Here is a 12,217-nt window from a genome sequence, read left to right on the forward strand (position 1 = left end):
ATTCCCCTAACTATGAATTGAATTAGCTGCTTCACCTAATGCATCTTTTTGTATGTCTATAATTTGCTTAAGTCCACTTGTACCTAATTGAAGCATTTCATTTAACTGGCTTGGCGTGAATGTCGCTTCTTCTCCTGTACCTTGTAGTTCAACAAATTCACCTTGACCTGTCATAACCATGTTTAAGTCTACATTAGCCTTTGAATCTTCGTCATAACATAGATCCAATATTGCTTCAGACTCTGGTGTTATACCGACAGAAGTTGCTGCTAAAAAGTTGGTAATTGGCATTTCTTTAATTAGCTCATCTTCTAATAATTTAACACATGCCAATGTTGTTGCAACAAAGGCTCCTGTAATAGCAGCAGTTCTTGTTCCACCGTCTGCTTGGATCACGTCACAGTCTACCCAAATTGTACGCTCACCGATTTTTTCAAGATCAATAACAGCTCTTAACGAACGTCCAATTAAGCGTTGTATTTCCATCGTACGGCCTGCTACTTTACCTTTAGAAGATTCACGAATGTTACGTTGTTCTGTTGCTCTAGGTAACATAGCATATTCTGCAGTAATCCACCCTTTACCCTCTCCTCTTAAAAAAGGAGGGACGCGCTTTTCTACACTTGCGTTACAAATGACTTTCGTATCGCCGACTGTAATTAAAACAGATCCTTCAGGGTGCTTAGTAAAATTGGTTGTTATTGTCATATTTCTTAATTCATCATTTCGACGTCCATCAATTCTCATCTTTTGCCTCCTCAAACTTCCATAAGCAATCGACTATTATTTTATCTATAGTTCTGATTGCTATACACCGCATACAGTATAACATACGCATAACTATGTCAGCTCTATATTTATCAGTAATCTACAATTTAGATCAATTTAAACATAAAAAAACTTATACCACGTTAAATGGCATAAGTTTTACAAGATTGAAACTTGTTTTACTTGGCTATTAGTAAAATGAAATATTTCATCTTTTAATCGTTGCAAAACACTTAAACTTCCCGTAGTTAATATTAACGGATCTGATATTGGAAACTTCTCTTTAGTTGTATGCATGTTATAAAACGTTAAACTAGCACTAACTTCCGCACCTGTCTCTAAAGCTGAAGATAATACTGTGACGCGTTTTCCTAATACGTTTTCTATAACAGGCTGAATAATTGGATAATGTGTACAACCTAAAATCAATGCATCAATACTCGAATCATTCATTATAGTGACTAGACTCTCTTGAACGATTTGTTTAGCCTCAGGTCCTGAAATCCTTCCAGACTCAATTAGTGGAACGAATTTTGGACAAGCAACTCCAACTGTTTGTATGTTCGGGTTGATTTGCTTTAGTGCATATTCATACGCTTGGCTGGAGATTGTGTTTTCTGTTCCAATGATCCCTACATGCTCAGTTTCTGTTGACTTAATAGCTGCTCTTGCCCCTGGTTCGATTACACCAACAACAGGAATAGATAAGTACTGTTTTAATTCATCTAAAACGATCGCCGTTGCAGTATTACAAGCAACTACAAGCAGTTTAATATCAAACTTTAATAAGTATTCAACTATTTCCCAAGTATATTGCCTAACTTCATCGGCTTCTTTAGAGCCATATGGGCACCTTAACGTATCACCTAAGTAAACAAACTCCTCTTTAGGGAGCTGTCTTTTAAGTTCGTACAAAACCGTTAAGCCACCTATTCCTGAATCAATCACACCTATTGGTCTTTCCAATGTTTAGGACTCCTTCTTGCTGTCTTTTTCTTGAGCTTCCTCATGCTCCTTCATTTCATTATAAAGTTGAGTCATTGAGCTGCGTAATTTCTCTACTTCTTCTGGAGAATAAGTTTTCAATACTTCTTGTAAATATTCTTGACGTTTTTCAATTACTTCATCAATGATCTCTTTACCTTTATCTAATAAATGTATTCGTACAACTCGACGATCTTTTGGGTCTCTTACACGTTCAATTAATTCATTTTTCTCCATACGATCCACTAAATCTGTCGTTGTACTAAATGCTAAATACATCTTTTTAGATAACTCACCGATCGTTAAATCACCAGAATCTAATAACCACTGAAGTGCTATAAATTGAGGTGGAGTAATTGGATAGTGGTTAAGTATTTCACGTCCTCTTTGTTTTACCATGTGTGATATGTACCTTACATCTTTTTCTAACTCTGCAATCACTTTTAAATCAATTGTCGAATGCAATGGTTTGCCCCCTTAATTAAACGTACCTTTTATATTATTTTCACTTTTTTTCTCGAAAAATGCAAGTCAACTTAAATTATTACAAAATTAATGAAAAACCGGCTAAGTTAATAGCCGGTCAATTTAAAGTTCGATTTCACCGAGCCGTATTAACTCAACAACAGCTTGTGAACGCCCCTTTACTTGTAATTTTTGAATTGTGTTCGATATGTGATTCCTTACTGTTTTTTCAGAAATAAATAACTCCTCAGCTATTTCTTTTGTCGTCTTATCTTGAACGAGCAATTCAAAAACTTCTCTCTCTCTCTTCGTTAATATATTGCTAGGTCGATACTTTTTGCTGTCCAAGCGGTAACCCCTCCTCCATTTAAGAAGTGAGCTACTTCTTTTATGAGGATTTTAATTAGTCACCATAGTTTATGACAGTGGACGTTTCTATGTTCGCGATATATGTCACTGTTTTATTGATTTATCGCTTTTTTACTTTTTAATCGTTCTATTTGTTCTTCAGTGAATGGTTCAGCTTTCCCTGTGGATGAATCAATTTGAACGATTCTCCCTCTACCGACTAAGCAGATCTCATCTTGACTATTTTTGCCCATGTAGTGAATGTCAATTGAGCTATTGCCTATATGATTAGTTTTAACGTACATTTTTATTTGTTCACCAAAATAAATTTGCTTTAAATAATCGCATTGTAAGTCACTCACAACTGGTACTTTACTAACCCCTGGCTTTAAGTCTCCAAACAGGTTAATTTCGTTCATATATGCAATTCTTGCCTCTTCAAAATATATAAATGGTGATACGTTATTGACATGACCAAACATGTCAGTTTCTGAAAAGCGAATATTAATCGGTATGTAAAAGCAAAACTCGTCAATCCATTCATTCATGTCTTCAATATAATTAGGTGTTTTCATGTTAGATTCACTCCTGTTTACTTAAATTTATGAATTATCAGACTAAAGTTAACCTTAAAAAAGGCTGACAGTAGTCAGCCTTTTTTGCTTTTTAGTTGTGGTAGTCACTGCCGAAGAAGCTCTTAAATGAATGTAAAGTTGCTTCACGGTTTAGCGCTGCGATTGACGTTGTTAAAGGAATACCTTTTGGACAAGCTTGTACACAGTTTTGTGAGTTACCACAGTTTTGTAAACCACCATCATCTAATAATGCATCCATACGTTCTGCCTTATGGTAAGAACCTGTTGGATGAGAATTAAATAGGCGTACTTGTGATAATGCAGCTGGTCCAATAAAGTCAGAATTGCTGTTAACATTTGGACAAGCTTCTAAACAAACACCACAAGTCATACATTTTGATAATTCATAAGCCCATTGACGTTTACTCTCAGGCATACGTGGACCTTCTCCAAGATCATAAGTACCATCGATTGGAACCCATGCTTTAACCTTTTTAAGAGAGTCGAACATACGACTACGGTCGACTGCTAAGTCACGCATAACTGGGAAAGTTTTCATTGGCTCTAATCGTACCGGTTGCTCTAATTGGTCAATTAATGCTGTACAAGATTGCATTGCTTTTCCGTTGATTACCATCGAACAAGCACCACAAACTTCTTCTAGACACCCCATATCCCAATAAACTGGAGTTGTTTGCTCCCCTTTTGCATTTACTGGGTTACGACGGATTTCCATAAGAGCAGAGATTACGTTCATATTTTTACGATATGGAATTTCAAATTCCTCTTCGTACGGTTGAGCTTCAGGTTCATCCTGACGCTGAACGATCATTCTAATTGTTTTGTGATCTTCCGCCATACTCTTTACCCCCTCTATGCTTATTTAGTCTTAGAATAGTCACGCTTACGCGGTTCAATTAATGACGTATCGACTTCAACATACTCGAAGTCTGGACCATTCTTTTCAGCGTTGAAAGTCGCTTTTGTCGTCTTTAACCATTCTTCATCGTTACGATCCGGGAATTCTGGCTTATAGTGAGCTCCACGACTTTCATTACGATTGTAAGCACCTTGTGTAATAACACGTGCTAATTGTAACATGCTATCTAACTGACGTACGAACATTGCTGTTTGGTTGCTCCACCTAGAAGTATCATTAACATTAATGTCTTTCGCACGTTCCATTAGCTCTTGAATCTTTTCATCAGTCTTTAATAGACTCTCGTTTTCACGAACAACTGTTACGTTATCTGTCATCCACTCACCTAGTTCACGGTGAATTTGATAAGCGTTTTCTTTACCAGTTGTCATATTTAAAATGTTTTCGAATCTTTCTTCTTCTTCTTTCTTCTTCGCTTCAAACAATTCTGAAGATTGATCTTCAGCTAATTCCTCTAACCCATCAATGTATTTAACTGCATTTGGTCCTGCAACCATACCGCCATAAATACAAGATAGTAGAGAGTTTGCACCTAGTCGATTTCCACCGTGGATTGTGTAATCACACTCACCTGCAGCGAAAATACCAGGGATGTTTGTCATTTGATCATAGTCTACCCACAGACCACCCATTGAGTAGTGTACTGCTGGGAAGATTTTCATAGGAACTTTACGTGGATCTTCACCAACAAACTTCTCGTAAATTTCGATGATACCACCTAATTTAACGTCCAACTCTTCTGGGTCTTTATGAGATAAGTCTAGATAAACCATGTTTTCTCCGTTAATACCTAGCTTTTGGTTTACACATACATCGAAAATTTCACGAGTTGCGATATCACGAGGTACTAAGTTACCGTAAGCTGGATATTTTTCTTCTAGGAAATACCAAGGTTTACCGTCTTTATAAGTCCAAACACGGCCACCTTCACCACGAGCAGACTCTGACATTAAGCGTAATTTATCATCACCAGGAATCGCTGTTGGGTGAATTTGAATAAACTCACCATTTGCGTATACTGCTCCTTGACGATATAGATTTGACGCAGCAGAACCTGTGTTAATAACAGAGTTTGTCGACTTACCGAAGATAATACCAGGACCACCTGTTGCAATGATTGACGCATCCGCTTTAAATACTCTTACTTCGTGTGATTGAATGTCCTGTGCAACAACACCACGTGATACACCATCATCATCGATTACAGCTTGTAAGAAGTCCCAGCCTTCATATTTTGTTACAAGTCCATTTGCTTCATGGCGACGAACTTGTTCGTCTAATGCATATAATAACTGTTGTCCTGTTGTTGCTCCTGCGAACGCTGTACGGTGGTGTTGTGTTCCACCAAAACGACGGAAGTCTAATAACCCTTCTGGTGTACGGTTAAACATAACTCCCATACGGTCAAGCATATGAATAATGCTTGGCGCTGCTTCACACATATCTCTTACAGGTGGTTGGTTTGCTAAGAAGTCACCACCATATACCGTATCATCAAAGTGTTCCCAAGGTGAGTCACCTTCACCTTTCGTATTAACAGCACCGTTAATACCACCTTGTGCACATACAGAGTGGGAGCGTTTTACAGGAACAAGTGAAATTAAATCAACGTGTACGCCTGCTTCAGCAGCTTTAATAGTAGCCATTAAACCAGCTAAGCCACCGCCTACTACCACGATATTTTTATTACTCATAATGAAGTTTCACTCCCTTTTAACCAATTACTAAATTGTTAAAACTTTTAAATTAATAAGCGAAAGCGATTAATGATGCAATACCCATATAGGTGAAGATAATGAAGATACCTAATGTGGCATACGTTAAGATCTTTTGTGATCTTGGTGTTACTGTAATACCCCAAGTTACAAAGAAAGACCAAAGTCCGTTAGCAAAGTGGAATACAGCAGCTACGACACCTACTACGTAGAACCAGAACATGAATGTCGATTCTAAGATCGTCGCCATCATGTCAAAGTTAACTTCTGTTCCATAAATCGCATGTGCCAGACGTGTTTCCCAAACGTGCCATACAATAAAGATTAATGTAATAATTCCTGTTGCTCTCTGCAACATGAACATCCAATTTCGGAAAAATCCATAACGTCTTAAATTGTTCTTAGCTGTAAATGCAATATATACACCATAAATTGCGTGGAATAGTAATGGTATATAAATTAGAACAAATTCAAGGAAAACTCTTAAAGGTAAATTTTCCATAAAGTGAGCAGCATTGTTAAACGCTTCTGGACTATATGTAGCAAAGTGGTTAACAACTAAGTGCTGCATCAAGAATAAACCAATCGGAAAAACACCTAATAATGAATGTAGCCTGCGATTAAAGAACTCACGGTTTTCCGCCATGTGTAACCCCCCTCATTTGATGTTAAATAGTTCATCGATAAGATTTACATACTGAATGCAAAAATTAGTATACATGACATGTTTATTGTACTTCTAACGCGTGAAAGCGTCAAGAAAGTTATGACTGATTTTGGCACTATTTGTTATCCAAAAATGATTGCCTTTTTCTTAATCTTTACGAGAATCATTCGAATTATTATAAAAGTATTGTGTAATACTCTCTGCTACATTTTGAGGAATTCCTAATTTCGTTATTTCCTCTAACTTTGCACTTTTAATCTCTTCAACTGACCCAAAGTGTTGTATTAGTAATTGACGCCGCTTCGGTCCAATTCCCTCGATTTCATCTAGAGCTGACTGTACAGCTCCTTTACCTCTAAGCTCTCTATGGAAAGTGATCGCAAATCGGTGCACTTCATCTTGGATACGGTGAATTAAATAAAACGGTTGACTATTACGCTTCATTTGTACTGGTTCAGGCGGTTCACCATAGAGAAGTTCACTCGTTTTATGCTTTTCATTTTTAGCTAAGCCACATAACGGAATGTCTAAGCCGAGCTCATTTTCTAATACATCCTTCGCTGCTGACATTTGACCTTTAGCACCATCAACCAATATTAAATCTGGTAAAGGAAGACCTTCTTTCAATACTCGTTTATATCTTCTTCTAATGACTTCTCGCATCATTTCATAATCATCTGGTTGATCGACAGTTTTTATTTTATATTTTCGATATTGATTTTTCTTCGGTTTACCATCAATAAACACTACTAACGCAGATACAGGGTGAGCCCCTTGTATGTTTGAATTATCGAATGCTTCTATTCGGTGGGGGATTTCAATGTTAAGCTTTTCACCTAGTTCTTCAACAGCTTTAATCGTTCTTTCTTCATCTTTTTCGATTAAAGAAAACTTTTCTTTTAAAGCAATTTGGGCGTTTTCTTGAGCTAAGTCTACTAATTTCTTTTTCTGACCACGATACGGTGTTTTTACTTTCACTTCGAGGTATTGTTGGATTAAGTCATGATCAACTCCAACTGGCACATTAACTTCTTTTGGTTTGATATGGTTTGAGTGAGTGTAAAAGCTAGCAATAAAGCTAATAAACGCTTCAGATGGTTCATTATAAAAAGGAAAGATTGATACATCACGTTCAATCAACTTACCTTGTCTAACGAAGAACACTTGAGCACACATCCAACCTTTATCATATGAGTAGCCAAATATATCACGGTCAGTTAGGTCATGAAGGTCCATTGTTTGTTTTTCCATGACCGCTTCAATATGTTCTATTAAATCACGATACTCTTTCGCCTTTTCAAAATCTAATGCCTCCGATGCCTTAACCATTTTGTCTTGAACTTCTTGCTTAATTTCTTTGTGTCCACCATTTAAAAACTTAGAGATGTTTTGAACTAATTCTTCATTTGTCTCTTTACTTACAAAGTGTTCACAAGGGCCTAAGCATTGGTTGATATGATAATAAAGGCAAACACGTTTCGGCATGACATTACATTTACGCAATGGATAAAGTCGATCAAGTAACTTTTTCGTTTCACGCGCGGCATAAACATTAGTATATGGCCCAAAGTATTTGGCCTGATCTTTTTTAACTTTACGAGTGACAATTAGGCGTGGGTGTCGTTCATTCGTTATTTTCAAAAATGGATAACTTTTATCATCTTTTAACATGACGTTATATTTAGGGTCATATTTTTTAATTAAGTTCATTTCTAAAATTAACGCTTCCATCTCTGAACCTGTAACTATATACTCAAAGTCAACAATTTCGTTAACGAGGCGTTGGGTCTTTAGGTCATTAGCACTTGTAAAATATGATCGAACTCGATTTTTTAATACTTTAGACTTTCCAACGTAGATCACTTCATCTTTCTTGCTCTTCATTAAATAACAACCTGGTTTGTCAGGTAAAATCGCTAACTTCTCTTGTATATGTTCATTCATTACACTCACCCCCTTTTATTCACTTAACTGAAATAAAGAGCTAACTCACTAATGAGTCAGCCCTTTAGAAAAGAAAAATTATGCGTTTTTATTTACTAATTCTGCTAGAGCGTCTTTAGGTTGGAAGCCATGTGCTTGATCTACCTGTTCGCCATCTTTAAATAGAAGTAATGTTGGAATACTCATTACACCAAACTTTTGTGCTGTTTCTTGGTTTTCATCAACATCTACTTTTACAATTTTAACTTTATCGCTCATATCTGCATCTAGTTCTTCTAAAACAGGAGTAATCATTTTACATGGACCACACCATGGTGCCCAAAAGTCTACTAAAACTAGTCCTTCAGATGTTTCTTCGTTAAAATTCTGGTCTGTTGCGTTTACAATTGCCATTTGTAATTCCTCCTAAACTTTCTAATTCAAACATAGTATAGCACGTTGATCTTAATCCATGCCAATACTTTGTTTGCAAACTAAAAATACGCTAAACAACAGGCTCTTCAACGTATTTCACGATGAAGAGCCTATCTTTCTTTTATACTTTTAATGCTTTAATTTCTTCAGTTAACTTAGGGATAACATCAAATAGATCGCCTACTATTCCGTAATCTGCTACGTTGAAAATATTCGCTTCAGCGTCTTTGTTAATTGCTACGATTACTTTAGAGTTTGACATACCAGCTAAGTGTTGGATTGCACCTGAAATACCGACTGCAATATAAAGGTCAGGTGTTACCACTTTACCAGTTTGTCCAATTTGTAGTGAATAGTCACAGTAACCAGCGTCACATGCACCACGAGATGCACCAACTGCGGCACCTAATTCATCAGCTAATTCATAAAGTGGTTCAAAGCCTTCTTCACTTTTCACACCACGTCCGCCTGCAACGATAATGTTTGCTTCTGATAGATCAACACCTTCTGAAGCTTTACGGATGACTTCTTGAATTACTGTACGTAAGTCTTTAATATCAACATCTAACGAACTCACTTCACCTGAGCGGCTTGTGTCCTTCTCTAGTGGAGCAATGTTGTTAGGACGAACCGTTACAAATGTAACGCCATCAGTTAACTTTTTCTTCTCGAATGCCTTACCTGAATAGATTGGGCGAACAAATTCAGTATCATCTCCACTTCCTTCAATTCCAGTGATGTCTGATACTAAACCACTATCTAACTTACTCGCTAATCGAGGTGATAAATCTTTACCTGCTGAAGTGTGACCCATTACGATGCCTGCTGGGTTTTCTTCGTTAATAACAGCCATTGCTGCTTGAGTGTATGCATCTGAAGTATATTCCTTTAAATCAGCATGCTCTACAACTAACGCACGGTCTGCACCGTGATGAATCATTTCATCCGCTAATGCTTCCGTCTTTTGGTCTGATAAAACAACTCCTACAACTTGTGCATCTTCATTTATTTGTTTTGCTGCTGCAATTGTTTCAAATGATACATTTCTTAATTCTCCGTCACGTGCTTCTGCAAATGCTAAAATTGTGCTCATAACTATATAATCTCCTTTCTACACCTGTTAAATTAAAGTACTTTCGCTTCTGTACGTAGTAGTGAAACAAGTTCTTTCACTTGATCGTCAATTTCGCCTTCTAACACTTTACCTGCTTCTTTTTCAGGTGGAAGGAATACGTCAGTCGTTTCTGTCTTAGCTTCTACATCGTCTTCATCTAAATCTAAATCATCTAATTCTAATTCTTCTAAAGGCTTCTTCTTAGCCTTCATAATTCCTGGTAATGATGGGTAACGCGGTTCATTTAAACCTTGTTGACAAGTCACTAATAGTGGTAGTGATGTTTGAACCTTTTCAACATCACCTTCAACGTCTTTCTCAATGTTGACTTGTTCACCATCGATTGTAATACCCGTAATCGTAGTGACATAAGGAATGTCTAACTGATCAGCAACTCTAGGACCTACTTGACCACTTGCTTGGTCAATCGCTACGTTACCAGCTAAAATAAGATCAACCTCTTGGTCTTTTAAATATGTTGCTAGAATTGTAGATGTCGTATACTGATCACCATCTTCAACATCATCTTCAATATTAATTAATGTCGCTTTATCAGCACCCATCGCTAGAGCTGTACGAAGCTGTTGTTCAGAGTCTTCATCACCTACTGTTACAACTGTCACTTCGCCACCATGCTCATCACGAATGTTGATTGCCTCTTCAATTGCGTATTCATCATAAGGGTTAATAATGAATTCCGCACCGTCTTGTTCAATAGCGCCTCCGCTAACTTGGATCTTTTCTTCTGTATCGAATGTTTTCTTCATTAGAACGTAAATGTTCATTGGATTACCTCCTTATATCTATTGATCTTTAAAGTTTGGTCGACGCTTTTCAATAAAAGCTTGTACGCCTTCTTTTGCGTCGTCATTACCAAACACTTTACCAAATTGGTCTGCTTCTGCACTAACACCTTCTGAAAACTGCGATGTTTGTGCATAAGGTAGTAGGCTCATGATCGCATGAATTGAAGGCCCACTTTTAGCAACAAATTTGTTTGCTAATGACATTGTTTTCTCTTCTAACTCGGATTCTTCTACAGCGTGGTTCACTAAGCCTAACCTTTCAGCTTCAACACCTGAGATTGGATCTCCTGATAAAATCAATTCATAAGCTTTCGGAATACCAACATAACGTGGCAGCCTTTGTGAACCAGCAAAACCTGGGATAATGCCTAAGTTCAACTCTGGTAAACCTAATTTCGTCTCTTTTGTTGCAATTCTGACGTGACATGCCATCGCTAACTCTAAACCACCACCTAATGCTGCTCCATGAATTGAAGCGATTACAGGAATGTGGAAGCGCTCAATTCGATCAAATAGTTGTTGACCTTTTTGAGCTAAGTTTTTGTAATCATCTTGTTGTTGGAAAGAGGTAAACTCTTTAATATCAGCTCCCGCTGAGAAGAATTTCCCCTCACCTTTTAAGATTACTAGCTTAATAGATTTGTCCGCCTCTACTTCATCTAAAACTTTACTTAGATCTTTAAGAATTCCAGAAGATAAAGCGTTTGCAGGAGGACTTTGAATTAATACGTTAGCTATTTGGTCTTGTTTCTCCCATGATAGATGGTCCATGACGCCATCCCCCTTCTAATTATGTTTACGTAAACCGTTATAAATTAAATAGTGAACTTCCTTAGCCTGTTTTACTAAATTGTACCGCTGTTCTTTCATAACCCAGTTCGTTACAACTTCGTCTAAAGTGCCAAAAAGCACCTGTCTAACTAATTTCACGTTTAATTGGTCTTGAAAAGTTCCATCTTTCATACCTTCGTGCAAGATGTCATCCATTAACGTTAAATAACCTTTTAACACTTCATTAATTTTCAATCTTAAACGTTTATTAGACTGTCTTAGCTCAAGCTGGGTTACAATTGCTAGATCTGGATCTTCTGATAGTTGTTGAAAATGCATTTCGATAAGCTTGTACAACTTTTGGTCAGCTTCATCAATCTGCTCGATTTCATCTTTAATCTTTGAAACAAATTGTCCCATTTTCTCTTCAAAAAGCGAGACTAATATATCTTCTTTGTTTTTAAAATAAAGATAAATCGTTCCGTCAGCCACTCCAGCTTTTTTCGCAATCTTTGATACTTGAGAATGGTGGTAACCATTTTCGGCGATCACTTCAACAGCAGCATCTAGTATTAACTTGTATTTTGGCTTTGATTTGTTTTCCATAAATTAAGTCTCCTGTAATTCTAATGAACGACCAAACACTCAGGTGAATGAATGGTCATTCATTTATCATAATATAAAGAAAAGTGGAAAGTGTCAACTA

General features: G+C 37.0%; 14 protein-coding genes. All 14 read right to left on the reverse strand.

Annotated features, from left to right (window positions below; all coding sequences use genetic code 11):
• Nucleotides 1–6: 6 nt before the first annotated feature.
• The 14 genes from rph to AHA02nite_RS08055 all read right to left on the reverse strand — a co-directional run bounded on the left by rph (nucleotide 7) and on the right by AHA02nite_RS08055 (nucleotide 12,117).
• Nucleotides 7–747: a ribonuclease PH gene (gene rph, locus AHA02nite_RS07990; RefSeq protein WP_146816122.1), complete on the reverse strand. Its 741-nt coding sequence runs from the start codon at nucleotides 745–747 to the stop codon at nucleotides 7–9.
• Nucleotides 748–927: 180 nt separating this feature from the next.
• Nucleotides 928–1,734, reverse strand: a complete 807-nt coding sequence (gene racE, locus AHA02nite_RS07995; protein ID WP_146816124.1) for a glutamate racemase — start codon at nucleotides 1,732–1,734, stop codon at nucleotides 928–930.
• Between the two features lie 3 nt (nucleotides 1,735–1,737).
• A complete protein-coding gene (locus AHA02nite_RS08000; protein WP_146816126.1) occupies nucleotides 1,738–2,217 on the reverse strand; it encodes a MarR family winged helix-turn-helix transcriptional regulator in 480 nt (159 codons plus the stop codon).
• A gap of 123 nt (nucleotides 2,218–2,340) precedes the next feature.
• Nucleotides 2,341–2,565, reverse strand: coding sequence for a helix-turn-helix domain-containing protein (locus AHA02nite_RS08005; protein WP_017186316.1), 225 nt, complete (start codon nucleotides 2,563–2,565; stop codon nucleotides 2,341–2,343).
• A gap of 113 nt (nucleotides 2,566–2,678) precedes the next feature.
• Nucleotides 2,679–3,140: an acyl-CoA thioesterase gene (locus tag AHA02nite_RS08010; RefSeq protein ID WP_146816128.1), complete on the reverse strand. Its 462-nt coding sequence runs from the start codon at nucleotides 3,138–3,140 to the stop codon at nucleotides 2,679–2,681.
• A 91-nt stretch (nucleotides 3,141–3,231) separates the two neighbouring features.
• Nucleotides 3,232–3,999 carry a succinate dehydrogenase iron-sulfur subunit gene (gene sdhB / locus AHA02nite_RS08015; RefSeq protein WP_146816130.1) on the reverse strand — a complete coding sequence of 256 codons (768 nt, stop codon included), beginning with the start codon at nucleotides 3,997–3,999 and terminating at the stop codon, nucleotides 3,232–3,234.
• 20 nt (nucleotides 4,000–4,019) lie between these two features.
• A complete protein-coding gene (gene sdhA, locus AHA02nite_RS08020) occupies nucleotides 4,020–5,774 on the reverse strand; it encodes a succinate dehydrogenase flavoprotein subunit (protein WP_146816132.1) in 1,755 nt (584 codons plus the stop codon).
• 52 nt (nucleotides 5,775–5,826) lie between these two features.
• Nucleotides 5,827–6,441 (reverse strand): succinate dehydrogenase cytochrome b558 subunit, encoded by a 615-nt coding sequence (locus AHA02nite_RS08025; RefSeq protein WP_146816134.1) that lies wholly within the window; start codon nucleotides 6,439–6,441, stop codon nucleotides 5,827–5,829.
• A gap of 168 nt (nucleotides 6,442–6,609) precedes the next feature.
• Nucleotides 6,610–8,406: an excinuclease ABC subunit UvrC gene (gene uvrC, locus AHA02nite_RS08030; RefSeq protein WP_146816136.1), complete on the reverse strand. Its 1,797-nt coding sequence runs from the start codon at nucleotides 8,404–8,406 to the stop codon at nucleotides 6,610–6,612.
• Between the two features lie 78 nt (nucleotides 8,407–8,484).
• On the reverse strand, nucleotides 8,485–8,799 hold the full coding sequence (gene trxA, locus AHA02nite_RS08035) for a thioredoxin (RefSeq protein ID WP_146816138.1): 315 nt from the start codon (nucleotides 8,797–8,799) through the stop codon (nucleotides 8,485–8,487).
• A 142-nt stretch (nucleotides 8,800–8,941) separates the two neighbouring features.
• The gene (locus tag AHA02nite_RS08040; protein WP_146816140.1) at nucleotides 8,942–9,913 is read right to left on the reverse strand and encodes an electron transfer flavoprotein subunit alpha/FixB family protein; all 972 of its coding nucleotides are present in this window, start codon (nucleotides 9,911–9,913) and stop codon (nucleotides 8,942–8,944) included.
• Between the two features lie 32 nt (nucleotides 9,914–9,945).
• The gene (locus AHA02nite_RS08045; protein WP_146816142.1) at nucleotides 9,946–10,719 is read right to left on the reverse strand and encodes an electron transfer flavoprotein subunit beta/FixA family protein; all 774 of its coding nucleotides are present in this window, start codon (nucleotides 10,717–10,719) and stop codon (nucleotides 9,946–9,948) included.
• 18 nt (nucleotides 10,720–10,737) lie between these two features.
• Nucleotides 10,738–11,511 carry an enoyl-CoA hydratase gene (locus AHA02nite_RS08050; protein WP_146816144.1) on the reverse strand — a complete coding sequence of 258 codons (774 nt, stop codon included), beginning with the start codon at nucleotides 11,509–11,511 and terminating at the stop codon, nucleotides 10,738–10,740.
• 15 nt (nucleotides 11,512–11,526) lie between these two features.
• Entirely contained in the window at nucleotides 11,527–12,117 is a 591-nt protein-coding gene (locus AHA02nite_RS08055) for a TetR/AcrR family transcriptional regulator (protein ID WP_146816146.1), read from the reverse strand.
• Nucleotides 12,118–12,217: the final 100 nt, after the last annotated feature.

It is taken from the genome of Alkalibacillus haloalkaliphilus, assembly GCF_007991275.1.
Classification (GTDB): Bacteria; Bacillota; Bacilli; order Bacillales; family Alkalibacillaceae; genus Alkalibacillus; species Alkalibacillus haloalkaliphilus.